The 22200-nt window shown below is 48.5% G+C and carries 20 protein-coding genes; 16 read left to right on the top strand and 4 right to left on the bottom strand.

Annotation, left to right across the window (positions count from 1 at the left end):
• The first annotated feature begins 133 nt into the window (after window positions 1-133).
• Window positions 134-313 (top strand): hypothetical protein, encoded by a 180-nt coding sequence (locus KB186_RS21600; RefSeq protein WP_173611998.1) that lies wholly within the window; start codon window positions 134-136, stop codon window positions 311-313.
• 18 nt (window positions 314-331) lie between these two features.
• On the opposite strand, the gene KB186_RS21595 is transcribed toward KB186_RS21600, so the two are convergent.
• On the bottom strand, window positions 332-718 hold the full coding sequence (locus KB186_RS21595) for a hypothetical protein (protein ID WP_232774354.1): 387 nt from the start codon (window positions 716-718) through the stop codon (window positions 332-334).
• Window positions 618-827 carry a helix-turn-helix domain-containing protein gene (locus tag KB186_RS21590; RefSeq protein WP_232774347.1) on the bottom strand — a complete coding sequence of 70 codons (210 nt, stop codon included), beginning with the start codon at window positions 825-827 and terminating at the stop codon, window positions 618-620. Before KB186_RS21590 ends, KB186_RS21595 begins: the two co-directional genes overlap by 101 nt.
• A gap of 401 nt (window positions 828-1228) precedes the next feature.
• On the opposite strand from KB186_RS21590, the gene KB186_RS21585 reads away from it, so the two are divergent.
• From KB186_RS21585 to KB186_RS21540, 10 genes are all read left to right on the top strand, one after another.
• Entirely contained in the window at window positions 1229-2674 is a 1446-nt protein-coding gene (locus tag KB186_RS21585; RefSeq protein WP_173611994.1) for a YcdB/YcdC domain-containing protein, read from the top strand.
• A gap of 517 nt (window positions 2675-3191) precedes the next feature.
• The gene (locus KB186_RS21580) at window positions 3192-4223 is read left to right on the top strand and encodes a Cfr family 23S rRNA (adenine(2503)-C(8))-methyltransferase (RefSeq protein WP_173611993.1); all 1032 of its coding nucleotides are present in this window, start codon (window positions 3192-3194) and stop codon (window positions 4221-4223) included.
• A gap of 96 nt (window positions 4224-4319) precedes the next feature.
• Complete coding sequence (locus tag KB186_RS21575; RefSeq protein ID WP_173611992.1) at window positions 4320-5012, top strand: aspartate/glutamate racemase family protein; 693 nt, start codon at window positions 4320-4322, stop codon at window positions 5010-5012.
• 228 nt (window positions 5013-5240) lie between these two features.
• Window positions 5241-6317, top strand: a complete 1077-nt coding sequence (locus KB186_RS21570) for a putative 2-aminoethylphosphonate ABC transporter substrate-binding protein (RefSeq protein ID WP_232774346.1) — start codon at window positions 5241-5243, stop codon at window positions 6315-6317.
• A 17-nt stretch (window positions 6318-6334) separates the two neighbouring features.
• Window positions 6335-7384 carry a putative 2-aminoethylphosphonate ABC transporter ATP-binding protein gene (locus tag KB186_RS21565; protein ID WP_232774345.1) on the top strand — a complete coding sequence of 350 codons (1050 nt, stop codon included), beginning with the start codon at window positions 6335-6337 and terminating at the stop codon, window positions 7382-7384.
• Between the two features lie 5 nt (window positions 7385-7389).
• Window positions 7390-9099: a putative 2-aminoethylphosphonate ABC transporter permease subunit gene (locus KB186_RS21560; protein WP_232774344.1), complete on the top strand. Its 1710-nt coding sequence runs from the start codon at window positions 7390-7392 to the stop codon at window positions 9097-9099.
• Between the two features lie 3 nt (window positions 9100-9102).
• Window positions 9103-9897: a phosphonoacetaldehyde hydrolase gene (gene phnX / locus KB186_RS21555; RefSeq protein ID WP_232774343.1), complete on the top strand. Its 795-nt coding sequence runs from the start codon at window positions 9103-9105 to the stop codon at window positions 9895-9897.
• Entirely contained in the window at window positions 9894-11012 is a 1119-nt protein-coding gene (gene phnW, locus KB186_RS21550; protein WP_232774342.1) for a 2-aminoethylphosphonate--pyruvate transaminase, read from the top strand. Before phnX ends, phnW begins: the two co-directional genes overlap by 4 nt.
• Window positions 11013-11031: 19 nt before the next feature.
• Entirely contained in the window at window positions 11032-12195 is a 1164-nt protein-coding gene (locus tag KB186_RS21545) for a saccharopine dehydrogenase family protein (protein ID WP_221869191.1), read from the top strand.
• Between the two features lie 25 nt (window positions 12196-12220).
• Window positions 12221-13009 (top strand): DeoR/GlpR family DNA-binding transcription regulator, encoded by a 789-nt coding sequence (locus KB186_RS21540; protein WP_221869190.1) that lies wholly within the window; start codon window positions 12221-12223, stop codon window positions 13007-13009.
• 47 nt (window positions 13010-13056) lie between these two features.
• Here the strand turns inward: KB186_RS21540 and KB186_RS21535 are convergent, their stop codons facing one another.
• Window positions 13057-14703 carry a helix-turn-helix domain-containing protein gene (locus KB186_RS21535; RefSeq protein WP_232774341.1) on the bottom strand — a complete coding sequence of 549 codons (1647 nt, stop codon included), beginning with the start codon at window positions 14701-14703 and terminating at the stop codon, window positions 13057-13059.
• Between the two features lie 104 nt (window positions 14704-14807).
• The gene (locus KB186_RS21530; protein WP_232774340.1) at window positions 14808-15764 is read right to left on the bottom strand and encodes an ABC transporter substrate-binding protein; all 957 of its coding nucleotides are present in this window, start codon (window positions 15762-15764) and stop codon (window positions 14808-14810) included.
• A gap of 273 nt (window positions 15765-16037) precedes the next feature.
• On the opposite strand from KB186_RS21530, the gene KB186_RS21525 reads away from it, so the two are divergent.
• The 5 genes from KB186_RS21525 to KB186_RS21505 all read left to right on the top strand — a co-directional run bounded on the left by KB186_RS21525 (window position 16038) and on the right by KB186_RS21505 (window position 22195).
• Entirely contained in the window at window positions 16038-17012 is a 975-nt protein-coding gene (locus tag KB186_RS21525) for an ABC transporter substrate-binding protein (RefSeq protein WP_232774339.1), read from the top strand.
• Window positions 17013-17139: 127 nt separating this feature from the next.
• Entirely contained in the window at window positions 17140-18732 is a 1593-nt protein-coding gene (locus KB186_RS21520) for an AraC family transcriptional regulator (protein WP_221869186.1), read from the top strand.
• Between the two features lie 132 nt (window positions 18733-18864).
• Complete coding sequence (locus tag KB186_RS21515; RefSeq protein WP_047071438.1) at window positions 18865-19920, top strand: FecCD family ABC transporter permease; 1056 nt, start codon at window positions 18865-18867, stop codon at window positions 19918-19920.
• Window positions 19921-19922: 2 nt separating this feature from the next.
• Window positions 19923-20954: a FecCD family ABC transporter permease gene (locus KB186_RS21510; RefSeq protein WP_173612067.1), complete on the top strand. Its 1032-nt coding sequence runs from the start codon at window positions 19923-19925 to the stop codon at window positions 20952-20954.
• 206 nt (window positions 20955-21160) lie between these two features.
• Window positions 21161-22195, top strand: a complete 1035-nt coding sequence (locus KB186_RS21505) for a VOC family protein (protein WP_232774338.1) — start codon at window positions 21161-21163, stop codon at window positions 22193-22195.
• Window positions 22196-22200 lie beyond the last annotated feature (5 nt).

Raw genomic sequence — 22200 nt, 5'->3', positions numbered from 1 at the left:
ACAGAGATGGGGGGTTGCCACTCACTGGCTGGCTGCGTTACTGTATACAAAAAGCCGATTGCATAAGCAATCGGCTGAGAGAAACTTTGCGCGTGTCGTGAAGACTAAAAACTCATAGGTGGTGGATTGTACCATGACACAAGTGATTGTAGTTCTGATTATATTTACTTTTGTTGCCCTGATTGCCCGAATTGTTTTCCGATCAATCAAGGAGAAAAGACTTCCAAAGCCGCCTAACTATACCCCTTACGATGATGTAATGTCTGGAAAAGTACGCTCAGATGAAACCCGTGAAACAAATAAGGAAAACTAGACGGGTTTCCACTTTCATTTATTCAATCGATTTTAGATCGATTGAAGATGACTTTGTTAATGTTTTTACAAATTCTTCCCAAGTTTCGTTTCTCTTAGCCTGATCCTCAATACCTTCTAAAACCTCACTACGGAGCTTACTGATCGTGTTTTGCTTCATGTATCCTTTAACGACATAGTCAGTCCAATACTCCTCTTCAGAGATTCCCAGACCTTGAATCAGACCATCAATTGCCTTTTGGATTTCTTCGGCATTTGAGCTTTTGTCTAATTCCTCTCGTTGCTTTTTAGCAAATTCCCTAGCTTCATCCTCTGAGACAGTCAAATTTCGTTTCTCTGCTTCCTGTAATAAGGCGTGGATTTGGCCTCTGAACGCAGTTATTTTCGATCTTACTGATGGTAGCATGAGAGAGATTAGTCTTCTCCGATAATTCGGTTAAAGTCAAATTTGCACGACCCCTGTATTCCTTTACAAGATCACCAATCAACCGGAACACCTTCCTGTTTTTATCCATTTATGGTGAATTATAACTTCATTTTACATTTTTACACTAAATTTTATAAAAAGGAAAAATTTTTTCGAGAAATATCGATATATAAAAATGCGAAAAATGAGTTTATTTGGAATGAATCACTACAAAGTAGAGTTTTAGAGTGTAGAGAAAGTCCCCACCCTCGTAAAACGCGTTAGGAGCGATTCGAGAAGGTACGCGAAATTTAGGATGGGGGTTTCTCGACAGCCTGAGAGCCTTATAAGGGCCCTTTTTCTCTTTGTTATTTTCCCTGTATCTTACGCCATGATTTCTTCTCTATAAAGGTGCGTAGGCTTGTCTCGCGTAAGTTGAGGTGACAATTTTTTCCTAACATCGTCTTATTGTGTGAGCTTCAACGTCAAGAGAAAATGGAGGATACACGTATGACCTCTCAAAGGCGTTATCCTGTACTGGCAAGGAGCGCACTCCTAACAGCCACACTGCTACTGTCACCAGCCACGGGCACAGTCACGGCAAATCAGACAGGCAACCAACAAGCTGTAGTTCACCTTCAGGAAAATCAGCTTAGCGAAAAGGCAAAACGAACGGAGCAAAAGCTGCAAATGCTCTTCCCAGCGCTCGATGACACATCAAGATATGTTACCTTAGTCACGAAAGACCAGCCTGTGTACGAGATCCGTTATGAAAAAAATAATGAATTCTTTGCCATAGCCAATATCCATGCAGAAACAGGGAAACTGCTTACGTTTTATTGGGATGACAAGGATCTTGAAAATCCTGATGACAAGCTGGCCTATAAGAGCGCCGATACCTTCATGGAGGGGTGGATCGGTGAAATGCGTAGCCTGTACAAGGTAACGCGGGCTCCTGCAGGGGATGTCATCTATAGCCGCTATGTAAATGGCATCGAGGTAGTTGGCGATGAGTTTCGGTTGTCAGTAAACAGTGCGGGAGAGGTAACCAACGTTTCGGCAGGAGAAAACGCGCTGACAAGCATCGATCCAGCTGATTTCCTCCCCCCAGCCCAAGCGATGAAGAAAGATCAGCTCAGTCGCTTTATCCCACCTCAACTGCAACTCATGTACATCCTTGATGAAAATAAAACCGATCTCGTCTACAACACTGTAGGCTCCCATTATTTGGACGCAGTAACCGGAGCTGAGTTGATCCCTAATCAGCAATACATAACCTGGAGGTGGAAACCAATCTCCCTCACACCTGGTGGAAAGGTAGTAAAGGTGAAGAATGAGCAGGAGGCAACCCGGATTTATGAAAGCGAGTTTGGTATCAGGTTGAAGGGAAGTACCTTCAACGGCGTCAGAGACGAGAAGGAAAGAGTCTATGTTTCCCCTGATGAAAATGAGGTTTTGTTTACGAAGGATGGCGTTGTCATCGGTTTTATAAGCAATTCGAACGCCGAACCCCAAAAAGGGAAGCCAACATTGTCGGAAAAGCAGGCTCTTGAGAAAGCTGTTCAGTTCCTGCAACCATATCTCAAACAAGAAGAAAAGGAGTTCTACTACATGGTGAATCCTGATACGCAGAATCCACATGAGTATGTAGTAGAGTTTGTGCCATCTGTTCAGGGACTTCCGCTGATATACGGACGAAGCATTGGTATTGGTGTGAATGGAGTCACGGGGAAAATCACCGACTACTATCAAAAGCTCGACCAAAAGCCCGCCAAGCTCCCGGATAAGAGGAAGGCTGTCTCGATAGATGCAGCAGCCAAGGCCTTGTTAGAGAAACCCACTGAACTGCTATATATCTACCCATTTCTTAATGGAAAGAGATTGGCCAAACCGGTTCTGGCCTATTCCATTGATGGTAACAATATCAATGCCCTGACAGGTAAGGTCGAAGAGTAGGACTCACGGATGTTGTCATGCAGAAACTGGTATGTTAAAATCGTTCTGACAATTAACGATAGGAGTTGAAGAGGATAATGTAATCATTCTTGCCACTTTTTTAAAGAATAAAGCAGCATTTGTCTTATTCTTTATTGGCAAGATCGTTACCTTATTCTTTTCACTCAGAAAATATATCCTGTTTATACCCTGCAACGGGTTGGATGTGCCGTATTTTTTGAGCTGCAAGAAAGGTAACTTTCTTGTAGCTCTTTTTTTATTCTGACAGAGATAAGCCATTTCTAGGAGGATGAAAGCGATGGAGATTGAGGTTGTAGATGATTATGTGAACCGGTTCTTACTGTGTGAAGCGGTTCACAAAAAAACTAATCGGTTGCCGGAGATTTACCAATTTATCGACAGATGCACGTAGTCATCTGTCTGCAAACGTATGCGCTTTTTCTATATAGATGAATAACGTGTTATAGCGCCAATTGACGGTTGCTTTATATGGTTTCTCCGGCAGTAAGGAGAAGACATGAAACTAACCTCTAAATATGAAACGATTCGGCGAATATTGTCTGAATGCAAGCAGCCCGAGTATCGGTATGCTCAGATTATGGACGCCATTTTCAGGCAAAACATCGGCGAATACGAACGGATGACCATACTACCCAAATTTTTGCGCGACGAGTTGAACCGGGTACTTGGACCGAACGTTTGCAATATCGCTCCGGTAAAGGAACTCACGTCGAAACAGGTTAGCAAGGTGCTGTTTGCGATTCCCGGCGACGAACAGGTCGAGGCCGTACGACTTACTTATGAGCGGGGGTGGAAATCGTATTGTATTTCCACACAGTGCGGTTGCGGATTCAGGTGCAAGTTTTGTGCAACCGGTACCATTGGTCTGAAACGAAATTTGACCGCAGATGAGATTACCGACCAATTGCTGTATTTTCGCTTGAACGGCCACTCTTTGGACAGCATCTCATTTATGGGCATGGGGGAGGCGCTAGCAAACCCGCATATTTTTGATGCGATGGCGATATTGACCGATCCTTCTCTCTTCGGTTTAGGACATCGACGAATTACGATTTCCACGATCGGCCTGTTGCCGGGGATTGACAAGCTGACGCGGGAGTTTCCCCAGGTCAATCTAACCTTCTCGCTGCATTCGCCGTTTGACGATCAGCGAAGCGAGCTGATGCCGATCAACGACCGATTCCCAGTCCGCGACGTACTGATGGCATTGGATCGTCACATCCGGGAAACAGGGAGAAAGGTATATATTGCGTATATTCTTCTTCGTGGAGTAAACGACTCGACGGCGCATGCGGAAGCAGTTGCCGAGTTGCTACGGGGAAGGGGATCTTGGGAACATCTCTACCACGTTAACCTGATTCCATTCAATTCGACCGAAGTTACGCCAGACAGCTATCGGCAATCTGATCCTTCTGGGATTAAAGCATTTGTTCGTGTCCTGAAGTCAAAGGGGATAAGCGTCACGGTCCGAACTCAATTCGGTTCGGACATTAACGCGGCATGCGGCCAGCTATACCGGTCTGAATAATCAGGTGATAGGGCTATTTATGCGTCGCTCTAAATGAGAGATAGTGGTATATTGGATCATAATGAAAACGATAACGACAAAGGAGAGTAGAGAACAATGAAAACAATCGGATTAATTGGCGGCATGAGTTGGGAGTCCTCCTTGGTCTACTATCGTTTGATCAATGAAACCGTCAAGGAGCGGCTGGGCGGTTTGCATTCGGCAAAAAGCATTATGTATTCTGTTGATTTTGCCGAGATCGAAGAAATGCAACGAGAAGGACGATGGGAAGAAGCCGGCGAGCGGATGGCGCTTGCGGCGAAAAGTCTGGAAGCGGCAGGAGCCGACCTGATTGTTCTCTGCACAAATACGATGCACAAGTTGGCGTATGCCATCGAAGAAGCGACGAGCCTGCCTTTTCTTCATATCGCGGATGCGACAGCGCAAGCGATCGCGAGCCACGGACATAAACGAGTGGCACTGCTTGCGACGCGGTTTACGATGGAGCAGGATTTCTATACAGGGCGTCTGCGTGATGTTCATGGATTAGAGGTATTGCTGCCGGATGAACAAGAACGAAAACTCGTCCATGAGATTATTTACAATGAGCTGTGTGTCGGGATCATTCGCGAAGAATCCAAACGTACCTACCAGGCAATTATTGAGCGATTGGTCAAGGAAGGCGCTGAGGCAGTCATCCTCGGTTGCACGGAAATCGGCCTAATGATCACAGCGCAGGATTGCACGGTCCCGGTATTTGATACGACTGCGATTCATACAGAGGCGGCTGTAGAGGCTGCTTTGCAGTAGTTGATACGCTAAAAACAAAAGACTGAGTTCATCCCATTTGCTATTGGAATGGATGACTCAGTCTTTTGTTTTGTGCAAACGTACATGTTTATAAAACCAATAAAACACAACTAAACGCACATAAAAACAATCAATTTACGTTGCGTTCATATTCGCTTAATATTTCCCCCGTAAGATTGGTGTCGTAGGAACCAAGAAATGAACATTCCGCAAAGAGGAGAGGTTCTCATGAAGAAGTGGCATTATCCTTTACTTGCATCCGTTCTATCAATTGCGTTTTTAGCAGGATGTGGACAAGCACCAGGGTCACAACCAAACACACAAACTTCCACAAAGGAAAGTACAAACGCCTCCGGAGAGATTACCGTTTATACAGCGTTGGAGGATGACCAGATCAAAACGTATTTGGAATCCTTCAAAGCGAAATATCCAGATGTAAAGGTCAATATCGTCCGCGATTCCACAGGGATCATCACAGCAAAGCTGCTGGCGGAAAAAGACAATCCACAAGCAGACGTCGTATGGGGAACGGCAGCAACAAGCCTGCTTGTACTCGAACAGCAAGGCATGCTCGAAGGCTATTCACCGAAAGGAGTCGAGAAGGTATCCCCGGAGTTCAAGGATTCCAAGGAACCTGCAAGCTGGGTAGGAATCGATGCGTGGGAGACTGCAATCGCGGTCAATACCAAGGAGCTGGAAAAACGCAATTTGCCCATCCCGCGCTCATACGAAGACCTGATCAAACCGGAGTACAAAGGGCTGATCGTGATGCCGAATCCAGCGTCTTCTGGAACCGGGCTTCTCACCGTCAACGGAATCATGCAATTAAAAGGGGAGAAAGAAGGCTGGGCGTACCTCGACAAGCTGCATGAAAACATGGCGATCTACACGCATTCCGGCTCGAAGCCAGCGAAAATGGCCGCATCTGGCGAATATCCAATCGGCATTTCCTTTGGCTACCGTTCGATTACTGAGAAGAAAAAAGGCGCGCCCGTGGAAGTCGTCTTTCCAACAGAAGGCTCGGGTTGGGATGTAGAGGCGAATGCCTTGATCAAAAAGAGTCAGATCAAGCCAGAATCCAAGCTGTTCTTGGACTGGGCTATCTCGGATGAAGTCATGAAAGCCTACAACCAGAACTTCGCCATCGTCAGTGTCAAGCAAGAAGGCGCGACGCTCCCGGAAGGCTACGCAGTAGATCCGATCAAGCAATTAATCAAGCTCGACCTGAATCAAGCCGCACAAAATCGTGACAACGTCTTGGCGGAGTGGGAAAAACGATACGCGACCAAGAGTGAACCCAAGTAAGCAGTGAGGAGAACAGCATGACACAATCCTATCTATCCATTCAAGGGGTCAGTAAACGCTTTGGTTTGTTTGCCGCATTGGAGCACATTTCCATCGAAATTGACAAGAATGAATTTGTTTGTCTGCTCGGTCCCAGTGGCTGCGGTAAAACGACATTACTGAGAATGCTGGCTGGATTGGAACAGCCGACAACAGGCAAGATGATCTTGGGAGGCAGGGAGATTACTTCTCTGCCTCCTGCAAAACGAAACATTGCGATGATGTTCCAATCTTACGCCTTGTTTCCCAATTTGACGGCTGCCGAAAACATTGCCTTTGGCCTGCAAGAAAAGAAGCTAGGGAAAAAAGAGATCGCAGCCAAAGTAGAAGAGGCGCTAGACATGGTTGATTTGTCTCATGCCGCCGCCAAATATCCCAGCCAGCTCTCAGGCGGTCAACAGCAGCGAATTGCCTTGGCGCGAGCGATTGCACTATCGCCGGATATCTTGCTTTTAGATGAACCATTATCAGCATTGGACGCAAAGGTAAGACAAAAGCTGCGCCGGGAGATTCGGCGTTTGCATGAGCAGTACGGCATGACTACCGTGATGGTCACCCATGACCAGGATGAGGCATTAACCATGGCTGACAAGATCGTCGTCATGGATCACGGCGAGGTCGTTCAGGTAGGTACACCCGAGGAGATCTATAACAGACCAGCGACTCCGTTTGTTGCTGATTTTATCGGAGCGATCAACTTTTTTGAGTACAGTCGCTTTGAGAATGCGCAATCTGATCCGAATCGCTTACTTGCGATCAGACCGGAGCATGTGCGGCTTTTGCAGCAAGAATCCGAATGCACCATTCCTGCGACTATTTCCGAAATAGAATTTCGCGGTGCTTTTTATCGAATCTTTCTGGAGTGGCAAGAGGAAGGTCAGATAAAAAAAGAGCTTCTGACAATCGATTTAATAGCGGCCGAGGCACAAAGACTTGGAATTGCCCGAGGCAAAAAGATGTGGCTGGAGTTTCCGCTGGAGAATTTGCTGTCATTTGAGCATGCGCCAACCATAGAGGGACAGGAGTGAGCAGCATGAAGGAAATGACATCGATCTTCGATGGAAAAGCCATACAAAAGTGGCTCATCGGCCTTGTCGTTCTTGGATTGTCAGCGAGTGTTCTGTTGCCACTTGGCCAGCTGTTTTCCAAAGCATTCTATAACAAGAACGGTCAGTTCATCGGCCTGGACAATTTCGTTACGTACTTTTCCACCCCAGCACTGGCAGGGTCGCTGAACAACACTTTGTATATTTCTGCGATGACCACGCTTATTGCAGTCACACTCGCTTTTCTATTCGCATATGCCTTGACGCGCAGCGGGATTCGCGGAAAACGAGTCTTTCGGGCTATCGCGCTGCTACCGCTGTTTGCACCCACGATGATGCACGGAATCGCCCTGACTTACCTTTTTGGGAATCAAGGGCTGGTGACGACAGGAATCTTCGGGTTGCTCCCGTTCCAATGGGACATCGATCTGTACGGCCCTGTTGGGATAATTTTGGCGGAGATCGTCTATGTTTTTCCGCAAGCGTATTTGATTCTCGCTGTTTCCCTTGCTTTTGCCGACTATCAATTGTACGAAGCGGCGGATACGCTCGGGGCGAACCATTGGCGCAAGTTTTTTGTAGTGACGATTCCCAGTGTGAAATACGGTATCGTCAGCGCCTGCTTTGTCTGTTTTACTCTATCCTTTACTGACTTCGGAGCACCAAAGGTTGTCGGCGGACAGTTTTCTGTACTGGCGACTGACGTCTACAAGCAGGTCATCGGTCAGCAAAATATGACGATGGGAGCAACGGTTGGGCTGCTATTGATCATTCCAGCTCTCGTGGCGTTTGTCGTGGACCGGATTGTTGAGCGGAAGCAACATGCGGCTGTTACAGCCAAGTCCAAACCGTATCGAATCAAGGAAAATCGTTTGCGCGACTTGTTTTACTCCGTTATTTGTGTGAGCGTCAGCGGATTTTTGCTGCTTCTCATGGCTGCAGTGGTACTGGCTTCTTTCATCAAAGTATGGCCGTATAATCTGACTTTTGGCTTGGATCATTACGACTTTTCCAATGTAGCCGGAGAAGGGATCGAGCCACTGTGGAACAGCATTCTCGTCGCCTTGCTGACGGCAGTGATTGGGACGGCGGTCACGTTTATTACGGCCTACACGATTGAAAAGTCCCAAGTGTGGAAGGGGCTTCGCCAAGCTGGATACTTCCTGTCGATTCTCCCGCTGGCATTGCCGGGGATGGTCATTGGGCTAGCGTACATTTTCTTCTTCAATAATCCATCGAATCCATTTCACGGCATGTACGGAACGATCTGGATTCTAATTTTGGCGAACGTCATTCATTTTTTCGCAGTCGGTTTTATTACAGCAACGAGCGCGTTGAAAAAGCTCGATCCTGAGTTCGAGCAGGCGGCAGAGTCCATGGGGATCTCGCAAACAAAGCTATTGTGGCGCGTCACGATTCCCGTCTGTATGCCAGCAATTGTCGAGATGGCGGTTTACTTTTTCATCAACTCGATGGTGACGATCTCGGCGGTTGTTTTTCTGTACGCAGCGGATTTCAAGTTGGCATCTGTCTCCATCGTCAACATGGATGACGCCGGGGATGTGGCTCCGGCAGCAGCGATGTCGGTATTGATCGTCTTCCTCAACATCCTCGCACGTGCTGGTGCAGAATGGATTGCATCCAAACTTCGCAAGCGGACAACAAGGTCCTACCAAGAGAAAGGTCAGGTGGCATAAAGCATGAAAGCAGTAGTATTTGATTGGGCGGGAACGATGGTAGATTACGGGTGTTTCGCTCCTTTGGCGGTCTTTTTACAGGTGTTCAAAAAACGGGGGATCGAGTTGACAGCAGCAGAAGCACGTGAGCCGATGGGGATGCTCAAGCGCGATCATATCCAGGCGCTGTGCAAAATGGAGCGGGTAGCAGCGCTGTGGCAAGAGCGTTACGGTCGACTTCCGAATGAAGCGGATGTGGACGAATTGTACGCTGACTTCGAACCGATGCTGATGGCTACGCTGCACGAGTATGCTACTCCTATACCGGGGGCAATCGAATTGGTAGGACGACTGCGTGAGCAAGGCATCAAAATCGGCTCAACTACAGGGTACACAAGGGAAATGATGAATGTTGTAGCAGCATCGGCTAAACAACAGGGCTACGAGCCGGACGTACTGATCACCCCGAGTGAAGTGCCTGCTGGACGTCCATATCCATGGATGTGCTATCAAAATGCGATCCTGCTGGACGTATATCCAATGAACGAGATGGTCAAGGTCGGTGATACGACGAGCGATATGAAAGAAGGCAGAAACGCCGGAATGTGGACCGTTGGCGTTCTGAAGGGTGGAAGCGAGCTCGGTCTGTCCTTGGAGGAAGTGACGAGCATGCCACAGGAAGAGCTGGATAAAAAACTTGCTATCGCAACAGAACGACTGATGGCGGCGGGCGCGCACTACGTAATCGAGGAGATTGGATGCTTGGATGAGGTGCTGAAAAAGATCGAGATGCGTCATGCAGGAGGAGAGAGACCATGAATCAGACAAGACCAACCGACAACCCGTACTTGTTGCTCACCCCCGGACCATTGACAACTTCCTCAACCGTCCGCGAGGCGATGCTGCGGGACTGGTGCACATGGGATCGTGATTACAATGAACTGGTACAGGCAATCCGCCAAAAGCTCGTCCGCTTGGCAACCTCGCAGGTAGAGGATTATACGAGCGTCTTGATACAAGGAAGCGGGAGCTTTTGTGTGGAAGCGGTGATAAGCAGTGCGATTCCCGCAGACGGCAAGCTGCTCGTCCTGACGAATGGTGCATACGGGGATCGGATCGTGGAAATGGCACAAATTCATGGAATTGCAACGGAGGTCATTGATTTTGGCGAAGTGACACAAGCCGATGCAGAGGTATTGGAGCAGAGACTAGCGGCGGATGCAACGATCACGCATGTGGCTGTCGTACACTCAGAAACGACTACGGGCATGCTCAATCCCATAAAAGAAATCGGTGAGGTCGCCAAGAAATACGGAAAAGTCTATATCGTAGATGCGATGAGTAGCTTCGGAGGCATTCCAATGGATGCAGCAGAGCTCTCGATAGACTTCCTGATCTCAAGCGCGAACAAATGCATCCAAGGCGTGCCTGGCTTTGGCTTTGTCATTGCGAAAACGTCTGCGCTCATTAAATGCAAAGGGTTTGCCCGTACGTTGTCCCTTGATTTGTACAGCCAGTGGAAGACGATGGAGGAGCAAAACGGAAAGTGGCGCTATACTTCTCCGACCCATGTCGTGCGAGCGTTTTATCAAGCACTGATAGAGCTTGAGGCTGAGGGCGGAGTGGAAAAACGGTACGAGCGTTACCAGCGCAATCAGCAGCTACTCGCAGAAGGCATGGATCGCATCGGTTTTCGCATCCTGTTGCCAAAAGAATCGCAATCGCCCTTCATCACGTCCTTTTATTATCCCGAAAGCGAGGCATTTACCTTCGCACAGCTGTATGAGCGGCTAAAGCAGGCAGGCTTTGTTATTTATCCGGGCAAAATCTCGCAAGCGGACACGTTTCGGATTGGCAATATCGGAGAGGTTTACCCAGAGGATATCGAGAGATTAATAACGGCAATGGAAAACAATCGTTTCTGGCTGGAGTAAATAAAGGGAGGCTATTGTGATGAAAGTGTTTTGCTTGGGTGGAGCGGGAAATATTTGTCGGGAAGCTGTGCTCGATCTCGTGATGCATTCGGATTTTGAGCAGATCACGATCGGCGATTTTAACGAACAAGAAGGTCGCAAGGTAGTCGAGTGGCTGAATGATCCACGCGTAGATTTTGTTCCGGTAAACGTACGCGATCATGCGGATACGGTCCAAAAAATGCGCGGTTACGACATCGTAATGGACGGAACCACGATCACACTGAACGGCCTGTCTACTGCTGCAATTGCGGAGGCTGGCTGCCATGGCATCAATTTGAACGGTTTTGGGGAAGAAAACGCATCAGATGCGATCTTCCGCGACCATGGGAAGACCTGCCTTCCAGGCTTTGGCATGACACCTGGATTGACCCAAATGATGGCGATGCATGCAGCGAACCAGCTCGATGAAGTCGACGAAGTCCGCGTCAGCCACGGTTCCTTTCGCCCGATTGCCTTTTCCAAATCGATCACAGAGACGACGACCTATGAGTATGATCCAGACTTGCCAGGGCGCGTCGTCTATGAAAATGGGGATTTTATTCAAGTCCCGCCATTTGCTCGCCCACGCGAAATAAAGCTTCCCGAGCCGTATGGAAAAACCATTCAGTACATCATTCCTCATGCAGAAACGAAGACGCTGGCACAAGCTTTGTCTCCAAAAGGGGTAAAGCTGATCGAAGTACGGGGAACATGGCCGAAGCAAAACATGGAGCTGGTCAAAGCCCTCTACGATTATGGCTTTTTACGGAACGATCCCATCACGGTAGGCGAAACAAAGGTGGGAATCCTTGATTGTATCTCCCAATACCTCTACAATTCTAGGGAGGGAAAAGAGACGGAATTATACGGGTACTCTCTCCATGTCGAGGTAACAGGTACCAAGGACGGTCGGAAAGTAGGACACGTCCTGTACCATACACATCCGGCATCTGACGGCTCTGTAGCTGACTGGGCTGGGCTGCGCGCCTATACCCGCAACGTAGGAATCCCGCTGGCGATTGCTACTGAGCAGATCGCAAAAGGAAACGTAAAAGCTACTGGCGTCATTACTCCAGAAGAGGCATTCGATCCGGCAGTGATTTTTCACGAGCTGGCAAAACGTCAGATTTACATTCATGGAGAGAAGCTCGAAATGACGTAAAGTACGATATAGGGGGACATTCGGCGTGTCGTTGTTCGGGGAAGAGCGTAAGCAAATCATTTTGCAGTTGATCAATTCCAATGGCAAGGTGCGGACCAATGAACTGGTCGAAAAGCTGCAGGTTTCGTCTGAGTCGATCCGCAGGTATTTGGAAGAGCTGGAAGCGGAGAAAAAGCTGAAGCGCGTTTATGGCGGGGCAGTAAAGCTGACAGTGGAGCGCTCCGAGCCCTCTCATATTACCCGTGAAGTCTTGCGAGCGGAAGAAAAGAAACGGATTGGACGGTTGGCAGCAGACTTGGTGCAAGACAGCGATACCATTGTCATCGATGAAGGGACAACGCCTTTGCAGATGATCAGCTTTCTCGTCACGAAAAAAGATTTGACGATCCTCACTAGCTCGATCACGGCGCTGAATCGATTAATCGAGTACCAAAACAGTGGAATGCTTGCGGCAGATATCTACTTCCTGGGTGGAAAAGTGAGCGCCAAGCATCATCGGGTAAGCGGGACCTATGCAGAGAAGATGATGAAACAATTTTATGTGGACAAGGCGTTTATCGCGGCTGACGGCATCTTGCTCCATAAAGGCTTGACCTGCTATGAGCCGGATCGAACAGAACTTGCCCGTTGTTTCATCGAAAATGCCAATGAAAGCATTGTGCTAGCGGACCACTCCAAGATCGGGGTTAGCACATTGTGCAAGATCGCAGATTTAGGAGAGGTCGACATTGTGATCAGCGATACGCCAGCACCAGCAGAATGGAATAAAGGACTCCAAGCAAAAAATGTAGCATGGATGGTAGCAGAGGAGTAGTAAGCAGGCCAGTGATTCCCCACGACAGGGAAGCTGGCCTGTTTGCTTCAGGAAGAATGGCGCAGCAAAAGTGGCAGCACATGCAGCAATCTCTCTCTGGTAAGGGCAGCGCCGCCATTCCATTTTTGCGCTTCTACAAAATAAACATACCCATTTTGAACGGCTGGCAGACTGTGCCACCTATCACTTTGCATCAATGCAGCAGCAGCCTGACGCGATTCGGGGTCTTCGGACAGCAGCATAAAGATCCGATTGCCCGCGTACAGGTGGATGTCCTTCTCTTGAATTTCGATAAAACCGTAGCCAGCTTGCATTACTTCTTGAATTTTATCCACCGGAGTAAAACCGTTTGGATGGTAGAGGGCGGAGGAAAGCCCGGAAGTGCCCATGACGAACATACGCCCGCCATGCTCATGGATAAAGACGGATGCAGTCTCACCGGGCACAAGCTCGGAGCGGAGCTGATTCCACATGGTGGCAGCGTTCGTGTGGTATTTCTTGAGCCATTCCCGCGCCTCGTTCTTCTTCCCTAGCCAATCTCCGAGTGTATACAACCGTTCCTCCAGCGAAGCAAATGAATTAAACGTGAGCGTTGGGGCAATCTGATTCATCTGCTTGTATTTGTCTTCTTCTGCGTTCGCGAAAATAATCAGATCTGGCTTCAATGCCGTCAAATGGTCAAAGTCAACGGGAAACGCAATATCCTGCATGTGTCTTACTCGGTCCCGGTAGATTGTTCGTTCTACCCAGGTAAAATTTCCGCCGACGATATTTTCCACATGGAGCGCGAGCAAATCATTAAATGTCTCCCCAATATAGACGATGCGTTGTGGGCGAAGGGGGATTTCTACCTCATGCCCTGTCCAGTCCTGCACGAGCTCCATGCGTTGAGTCAGCCTGGAATATTGCCTAGGCGTGTAACCGGTCGTCTTTCGAAAGCGACGATTAAAATAATACTCATCCGTGAAGCCGACCTGCGAGGCGATGTCCCGCAGTGAATCGTTCGAGCTTTTCAAGAGCTTTTTCGCATGATGAATACGCAGCGCTGTCAAATATTCCAAAGGCTTTTTACCCGTCAACTGGCGAAAGAGCTGTGTGTACTGCCACGACGGTACATTGGCCAGATCTGCCAACTGCTTGACCGTCATGTTCTCTTGATAATTTTGCTGGATATAACGAATGCTGTTCTCGACCTCTTTGCTCTTGTTGGGGATAAGGCTAGGAGAGAGATTTTGCTCCAGCAAAAATCCGATCAGCTTCTGGAACCGCAATTGCTGCCAAAAGCTGTCCATTTCAGAAGAAGTTGAACGCCCCAAGAGCAAAGCGTCACATAAGCGCAAGAGCTGGGCAGAGGGGTGAGCGGACAGCTCGATACGACCATCAAGCAGTTCGTATGGATAAGATAGGGGCCTATTGTCTGCATCGAACTGGATGACAGTAAACGAGATTTGGTAGCATTCAATCGCGCTGTCGTATAAGGATTCGATAGCAAAAGGAGTAGACGGTGAAAGCAAAAAACACTTTCCTGCCAAAGGTGAAAACGTTTGGTCGTGAATACGGAGGCTGCCGTACCCTTTTGTGAAGAAGAGCAGGGAATGGAAGGGAGTGGCTGAAGGACTAGCTGTCCGCTCTGTTTTACACAACTGAAAATGAAGGGAACCGAGCGGAGGATGAGGTGGTATAGAGTGAAGCATCGGTTTTGCCCTCCTTTTTATGAGAATCATTATCATTTATTTTATCATTCGTATACAAAAGAAAGAAGCCTTTCAATCATTATTGAAAAGCTTCTCCTATTTCATTACTTCGCCAGGATTTCAGGAATCTTTTGCAGGAGCCATTCTCTTGTTGTCGCATCACTGCTAGATTTTTCGATGTCGATAAAGTAGACAGATCCGTTTTTAACAGCCGGAAGGTCTTTCCAGATACGTGATTTTAGCAGATTCTGCGTTGATTTCTCAGCTTCCTCGCTCGGCGTATTCAGTATAAAGATACGATCTCCCGCTATTTCGGGCAAACGTTCCACGGAAATGAGCTCAAACCCTTTTTGTGCATGGAGTATTTCCTGAATGGGCGCGGTGGGCTTGAATCCGTTTGTATCGTAGAGCACTTGGGAAAGCCCTGTTCTAGCCATGACAAACAGCCGATCACCCGGATAATAGGTAAAGACAGAGGCGGTTTCCCCTTCTTTCATAGTGCCAGACTCCTTCAGCTTCTTCCACATCTCCTCCGATTTCCGCTTGTAATCGGCAAGCCATTTCCTAGCTGCCTCCGGTTTCCCAAGAATATCACCGAGCTGGGTCATCCGCTCTTCCAACGGCGCGAATGTATCAAAAATGACGGTAGGGGCGATTTTGGCTAGCTGTTCATACTCTTTTTGTTCCGTATTTGCGTTGATAATCAGGTCGGGCTGTAATTCCAGGACCTTTTCGAGATTAATGGGAAAACCGACATTCTCGACATCATGGAGTTGAGCCTCAAAGATTTGGTTGGAATACCCGAATCCCCCAATCGGCGTCACGCCCAGCGCGAGCATATCGCCAAATGTCTCACCGGAATAGATGATTCGTGCAGGGGAGACCGGGATGTTGCCTGTATGCCCGAGATAATCCGTATAGGGACGCGTCCGGCTTTTCAGACTTGCTTCACTGCTCGCGGAGCTCGTCGCTTGCGAAGCAGAGGGACTGCATCCGATGAGCAAGCTACCAGCCAGCACGAAGATTCCTAGCGTTCCGCTTATGTTGCGCATGTGTTTCATTTCTATTTTCCTCCAGTATTCGTTTGAATCTGTTTGCTACCACTGATAATCATTATCATATACAGCTTACCAGCTCAATGGACAAACGTCAGATACCCTTCATTGATTTTGTGCAAAGGGAAGGGTTTCACACGGACGGTTGTGGAGTTTGGACAAAAAATAATGGAGAAAATGCATTGTCAGATAGAGAGGAAACAAATATGATCAGGATGCAAAAGGTGAGAATGAGTATCAATTGGATAATCATCAACAGATGCGAGAGAGGGTAGAAAGATGGTCAGAACGGTTCGGAATGCAGGATTGGCATGGATGGCATTATTATTGATCATGATGCTCGTGTTAACTGCGTGTGCAGAAAAAGCAGCGGAGCCAACATCCACTGAGCAGAAAGCAACGACTGAGAACACCGCTGTGAAAACCAAAGTGGTGAAGGACGCCTATGGCGATGTAGAAATTCCGATAAAGCCAGAGCGGGTAGCGGCGATTTATCAGGAGGACTTTTTGACAGCGTTGGGTGTGACTCCGGTTGTCCAGTGGTATCACCCGGCGTGGGGCAAACAGGATTACCTCGGGCTGGACGTGCCGCTTTTTGATATTACAGGAAGTATGGAAGCGTTGCTTGCAGCCAATCCGGATATCATCATTGTGGATGGCTACGCTGATCCCAAGAAATACGAGGAATTCAGCAAGGTAGCCCCTACGTACAAGCTGCCGGATGAACTCCGTAACGACACGATTGGAAGACTCAAGAAAATCGCCGAGGTGTTAGGCGTTCCAGAAAAAGCAGACGAAGCGATCCAAAAGTACAATGAGAAAATAGCGGATACCAAGGCGAAGCTGGAAAAGGCGATTGGCAATGAAACGGTGGCCGTCATTCGTTTGAACGTGGGAAATAAGCCGAATTTGGCCCTCTTCGGAGATGGCAATGTTTACACAGGCATGCTCTACAAGGAGTTGGGACTTACGCCGTATTCCGCTGCCAAAAATCAGGAAACACACGTGGTATTATCAGAAGAAGCCATCCCGGCTATCGATGCAGAACATATCATTGTGTTCCCGTCGAATGGCACGTGGACTTCCGAAGAAAACAAGGATGCACTCAAGATTTTGGAGAGCCCCATCTGGAAATCCGTTCCTGCGGTAAAAAAAGGTCATGTCTATCCAATGGAGCGAACGCATTGGCAATCTGGTGCCATTCTGGCCAATATGAAGAAGGCAGACGACTTGGTCAAAGCGATTGTAAAGTAATGAGTTTAGTAGAGAAAGCGCGTCATATCAGTTGATGCGCTTTCTTTTTCATTTTCGGAGCTTGTAGTCGGGATGTTTACTCATTATAATAGAAATGATAATCATTCTCACAAGGAAGGTGAGGGAGATGAATAACGAAGCAACCGGGGCCAAGCTATCTCCACCATCATTCTTTGCCATGACGGCCATTCAAAAAGTAAATGTGGAAAGATGGCAGGACTATCAAGAGCCGGAGGACTACACGATGATTGTAGCAACAGACGGAGAAGGGCACATGGAAATCGAATCGTCGACATATCGGTTCACTCGGGAGCGATGCTGGATTGCAGCACCGCGTCAGAACGTTCGGATCAGTTGCACCAGTCATGTTCTCGACTACTATTATCTGACTTTTCGTGTCGTCCACACGGGAGCTCCGACGCAGGAACAAGCTTCCGAGGCTTTTTTCTGTATGGGGGAGTTGACCTGCACGCCTTTTTCTCGTGTCGTTGAATCGATTGCAGAGATTTACAAGCATCGCGATGCCACAGAGTCGCTGCAACGATTTTATAATCACGTGCGCTTTGAGGAATTGCTATGCGTTTTGGCCCAGCAAAATGTGCCAGGCAAAACAAGTTTGGACCCGAGGAGAGCAGTTGAACGTTCGATTGCGTATGTAGAGGAGCACTATCAAGAGCCGTTGACCGTAGACCAGCTAGCACAGGAAGCGAACGTTCCACGTTGGCGATATACGCAGCTCTTCAAGGAAATGACGGGAGAAATACCGCTCGATTACATGAATCAACTGCGGATCAATCGGGCGAAGCAACTCCTGCTCATGACAGGTGATCGGATCAACGAGATTGCCCAAAACGTCGGATTCAACAGCGAATATTATTTCAATCGTCGTTTTAAACAGAGTGTAGGGCTTGCGCCAGGAAAATACCGCAACATTCATCGGGATGATTTACGAGTCGTCTCTCTTTATATGGAGGATTATTTGCTGGCTCTTGGTATTCGACCCGTCGTTCAATGGGCGCATACATATTGGGGGCAGCAAGACTACTTGGGCCTGCATGATGTACCGACGTACGATGTGCTGACCGATGACGTGCAGCTATTGTCCAGTCGTGCCCCAGATGTCATTATGCTTCGGGAGTGTACAGGCTGGAAGGCGGATGTGTATGACCAATGTGCCCGGATTGCCTTTACATGCGTAATTCGGCAGTTCGGTCCTGAGTGGCGAAAAACATTGCGCACCCTCGGTGATCGGTTGGGCCGAAGTGAATTGGCAGAGCGGTCAATCGAGCAGTATGAACAAAAAGTAAGAGCTGCCAAAAATGGAATAGGACGGAGTCTCAAAGGGCAGAAGGTAGCCTTCTTGCGCATCTCGGCCGATCAAATCCTCGTAGAGAAAAACTACACATCGCAGGTGTTGTTTCAAGATTTGGAAATGGAGCCGGCCCCGCTCGTAAAAAAACAATTTGCCAAGCAAGTGAGAGAAGGGGTGTCGTGGGAAGAGCTGTCTACACTGGATGCTGATCATATCTTTTTCGCCTTTGACAAGTGGCATGACGGAAAACCAGGTGCCGAACAGCTTCAGCTCGACCATCCCGTGTGGCAAGCGCTTCCCGCTGTCCAAAAAAAGCGGGCGTACCAGGTGGATTTCATGACCTGGATGAATCACGGTGTGATCGCCAACGGGAAAAAGGTCGACGAAGTCCTTAAAGTATTAGCGTAAATGTACAAAGACAAGTTCGCGATTGTCCATTGACACTGTTTTCACGCATCGCCTAAAATCATTATGTGATAATAAGAATCAATATCACTATTAGCAACTCAGCTCCAAACTAACGAAAAAAAGGTGGCACGTATGAGTCAACACGCACATTCCCTGAAAGAGGGGAATAACGGAAAGCCGGTTGCGTTTCGCTCTCGCCCTTGGGCAGCGACACTCATTTTGACCGGCGGAGTATTCGCATTAATATTGGGGATGTTTTTGTCTGTGTCATTTGGAGCAGCCGACATTCACTTTGCTGTCGTATGGGAAGCTATTTTTCAATTTAATCCAGATATTACCCAACACCAAATTATTCAGGAGATTCGTTTGCCGCGTCTGCTCGGCGGTGCAATGGTCGGGGCCAGCCTCGCTGTTGCAGGTGCCATCATGCAAGGGATGACACGAAACCCGTTGGCGGATTCTGGGCTGCTTGGTTTGAATGCAGGTGCCGGATTTGTTTTGGCTCTCTGCTTCGCTTTTTTCCCGGGTCTGCCGTTCATGTACCTGATTCTCTACAGCTTTTTGGGTGCTGGCGTAGGGGCAGGTATGGTCTACGGGATTGGCTCCTTGGCAAAAGGCGGTCTGACTCCGGTACGCCTTGTTTTAGCGGGTGCCGCATTGACCGCACTATTGTCCGCGTTAAGCGAAGGGATTGCGCTTTACTTTAAAATTGGACAAGATTTGGCCTTCTGGTATGCAGGCGGTGTGGCGGGAACCAAATGGTTTCAGCTTGAAGTCATGTTTCCATGGATTGTCGCAGCTCTTATTGGGGCGATGATGTTGTCGCGTTCCATCACGATGCTCAGTCTTGGAGAAGATGTAGCGAAAGGATTGGGGCAGCGCACGGCGTTGGTCAAACTGGCAGGCATGATCATCGTCCTGATTTTGGCTGGATCTGCAGTCGCCGTTGTTGGGGCTGTAGGCTTTGTTGGATTGATCGTTCCGCATTTGACCCGCTTTTTGGTTGGGGTTGATTATCGATGGATTATTCCTTGCTCTGCTATTTTGGGCAGCTTGCTCGTCGTTTTCGCCGATTTGGCCGCAAGAATGGTAAATCCGCCGTATGAGACGCCGTTAGGGGCACTTATTGCGCTAATTGGTGTACCGTTCTTCCTTTACTTGGCGCGTAAAGAAAGAAGGGAGATGTAATGATGCAGCAAATGCTTTCCCAATACCAAACCCGCAAAAGAAATAAAGCCTTTGCGGTTATGACGATACTCGCTATCCTCATTTTCATCGCGTTTATCATCAGTATGAACACAGGCTATATCCGGTTGTCACCAAGCGATCTTCTGATGACGCTAATCGGTTCTGGAACAGACAAACAAAGCCTGATCTTGTTTGAATTCCGCTTGCCGCGGATTGTGATTTCCCTCCTGATCGGGGCAGGACTTGCCGTATCGGGGTGTATTATTCAAGGAATTTCCCGCAATGCGTTGGCCGAACCTGGTATTTTGGGGATCAACGCTGGTGCTGGCTTGATGGTGATGCTGTTCATTTCGTTTTATCCATCGACGTCTGCGGCACCTGTTTTTTTGCTGCCAGTGTTGGCGTTGCTCGGAGCCAGCGTGACAGCAGCGCTGATCTTCGCATTGTCTTATAAAAGACACAAGGGATTGTCTCCGACCCGTATTGTATTGACGGGGATTGCCGTGGCGGCCGGGATGAGTGCCGCGATGATCGTCTTGACGCTGAAGCTGAGCCCGGACAAGTACCAGTTTGTGGCGACTTGGCTCGCAGGTAGTATCTGGGGGACCAACTGGAAGTTCGTTCTTTCGCTCTTGCCCTGGATCGCCATTTTAATCCCTTATGTTTTTTACAAAGCACGTGTTATGAATGTGCTCAATTTGGGAGAAGAGTTGGCGAAAGGCTTGGGTGCACCCGTTGCCAAAGAACAATTGAAGCTGCTGGCTGCCGCAGTCGGGCTTGCCGCTTCCTCCGTGGCAGTGAGTGGAGGCATCGGTTTTGTCGGGTTGATCGGTCCGCATTTGGCTCGCAGATTAGTAGGGCCAAAACATGAGATGCTTTTGCCAACATCAGCGCTGACGGGTGCGCTACTGGTCATTGTGGCGGATACTATCGGGCGCTGGATCATGCAGCCGTCAGAGATTCCGACTGGTATTGTTGTAGCGGTTATCGGTGCACCGTATTTCTTGTACTTGCTGGCACGTTCAAAAGCATAGTTTCGCAAAGCGTGGATATAGCGAGCGTTTTCCCGTCTGTTTACGAGGGAGACGCTCGTTTTTGTATTTGGTGAAGTGGAGATGAGGCAATTTGGGAATTGAAAAGAGGGAAATGTTGGAGGACAATGGGGAGGAGAAGCAACCGCCTTGTGTTTGTTATAATAACAGCATGAAGCATGTATCGGGACGAGAAGGAGTAAAGGCATATGATCGATCGATTAGACCACTTGGTTTTGACGGTAAAAGACATCGAGGCAACCTGTCACTTTTACGAAAAAGTCCTGGGTATGAAGGCAGTTACCTTTGGCGATGGCAGGAGGGCTCTGCACTTCGGCCAGCAAAAAATCAATTTGCATCAAATCGGACAAGAATGGGAGCCAAAAGCGATGCATCCAGTCGCAGGCTCCGCTGATTTGTGTCTTATCACATCCCTTCCGCTGGAGCAAGTCATCCAGCATATTCATGCATGCGGCGTCCATTTGGTGGAAGGACCTGTTCCAAAAACAGGGGCTATCGGGCCGATTCGTTCGGTGTATTTTCGTGACCCGGATCAAAATTTAATCGAGGTCTCTCAGTACTTGCCACAGGAATCAGGGGAGGATTCCCTTGCTCCTGCCATCAGGGAGATTTCAAAGAGATTGCAAGAACGTGAACGTGGGACGAGCGGCGCGTACAGTGTCTTGCTTCCGCTCGTCAAAATGGCTGACAACCAGCTCGGCATTTTATTTGAAAAAAGAGCCAGTACGATGCGGCGACAGGCGAACGAGGTTTGTTTTCCGGGAGGGCGAGCTGAGAAGAGTGACGAATCACGTTGGGCGACCGCTGCTCGGGAAACAAGCGAGGAGCTGGGGATTCCACTTGATCGGATTCATTATGTAGGCGAGCTCGATCAGGTGATTGGGCCAGGCTCCTCTATCATTACGCCCTTTATTGGATACGTGGAAGGAATTCGAGATATGGAGCCGAACCCAGACGAGGTCGGAGAGGTCTTTATCCTTCCACTCGATCGTCTGTTGGCAACACAGCCAGCGAAGTATCTTTCCACTGTTATGACCGAGCCCGAAGAGGATTTTCCTTATCATCTGATCCCAGGTGGCAAGCGATATCCGTGGAAAATAGGGACAGTCGAGCATTTGTTTTACGAGGTGGACGGGCGTGTCATCTGGGGGTTAACTGCCCGGGTGTTGGCTCAGTTTCTCGAATGGATTCACAACGACGACCAAGTAATGAGTAAACAATAAAAGCG

The organism is Brevibacillus sp. AF8, assembly GCF_021270385.1.
GTDB lineage: Bacteria > Bacillota > Bacilli > Brevibacillales > Brevibacillaceae > Brevibacillus.
This window is presented reverse-complemented; position numbering and strand designations above follow the sequence as displayed.

What these genes read in the sequence shown, in the direction of transcription:
- KB186_RS21535 (WP_232774341.1), bottom strand. Translation starts at nt 14,703, where the DNA reads ATGCTTCACTCTATACCACCTCATCCTCCGCTCGGTTCCCTTCATTTT.
- KB186_RS21570 (WP_232774346.1), top strand. Translation starts at nt 5,241, where the DNA reads ATGAAGAAGTGGCATTATCCTTTACTTGCATCCGTTCTATCAATTGCG.
- KB186_RS21530 (WP_232774340.1), bottom strand. Translation starts at nt 15,764, where the DNA reads ATGAAACACATGCGCAACATAAGCGGAACGCTAGGAATCTTCGTGCTG.
- KB186_RS21545 (WP_221869191.1), top strand. Translation starts at nt 11,032, where the DNA reads ATGAAAGTGTTTTGCTTGGGTGGAGCGGGAAATATTTGTCGGGAAGCT.
- KB186_RS21560 (WP_232774344.1), top strand. Translation starts at nt 7,390, where the DNA reads ATGAAGGAAATGACATCGATCTTCGATGGAAAAGCCATACAAAAGTGG.
- KB186_RS21575 (WP_173611992.1), top strand. Translation starts at nt 4,320, where the DNA reads ATGAAAACAATCGGATTAATTGGCGGCATGAGTTGGGAGTCCTCCTTG.
- phnX (WP_232774343.1), top strand. Translation starts at nt 9,103, where the DNA reads ATGAAAGCAGTAGTATTTGATTGGGCGGGAACGATGGTAGATTACGGG.
- KB186_RS21505 (WP_232774338.1), top strand. Translation starts at nt 21,161, where the DNA reads ATGATCGATCGATTAGACCACTTGGTTTTGACGGTAAAAGACATCGAG.
- KB186_RS21565 (WP_232774345.1), top strand. Translation starts at nt 6,335, where the DNA reads ATGACACAATCCTATCTATCCATTCAAGGGGTCAGTAAACGCTTTGGT.
- KB186_RS21590 (WP_232774347.1), bottom strand. Translation starts at nt 827, where the DNA reads ATGGATAAAAACAGGAAGGTGTTCCGGTTGATTGGTGATCTTGTAAAG.
- KB186_RS21595 (WP_232774354.1), bottom strand. Translation starts at nt 718, where the DNA reads ATGCTACCATCAGTAAGATCGAAAATAACTGCGTTCAGAGGCCAAATC.
- KB186_RS21510 (WP_173612067.1), top strand. Translation starts at nt 19,923, where the DNA reads ATGCAGCAAATGCTTTCCCAATACCAAACCCGCAAAAGAAATAAAGCC.
- KB186_RS21520 (WP_221869186.1), top strand. Translation starts at nt 17,140, where the DNA reads ATGAATAACGAAGCAACCGGGGCCAAGCTATCTCCACCATCATTCTTT.
- KB186_RS21525 (WP_232774339.1), top strand. Translation starts at nt 16,038, where the DNA reads ATGGTCAGAACGGTTCGGAATGCAGGATTGGCATGGATGGCATTATTA.
- KB186_RS21580 (WP_173611993.1), top strand. Translation starts at nt 3,192, where the DNA reads ATGAAACTAACCTCTAAATATGAAACGATTCGGCGAATATTGTCTGAA.
- phnW (WP_232774342.1), top strand. Translation starts at nt 9,894, where the DNA reads ATGAATCAGACAAGACCAACCGACAACCCGTACTTGTTGCTCACCCCC.
- KB186_RS21600 (WP_173611998.1), top strand. Translation starts at nt 134, where the DNA reads ATGACACAAGTGATTGTAGTTCTGATTATATTTACTTTTGTTGCCCTG.
- KB186_RS21585 (WP_173611994.1), top strand. Translation starts at nt 1,229, where the DNA reads ATGACCTCTCAAAGGCGTTATCCTGTACTGGCAAGGAGCGCACTCCTA.
- KB186_RS21515 (WP_047071438.1), top strand. Translation starts at nt 18,865, where the DNA reads ATGAGTCAACACGCACATTCCCTGAAAGAGGGGAATAACGGAAAGCCG.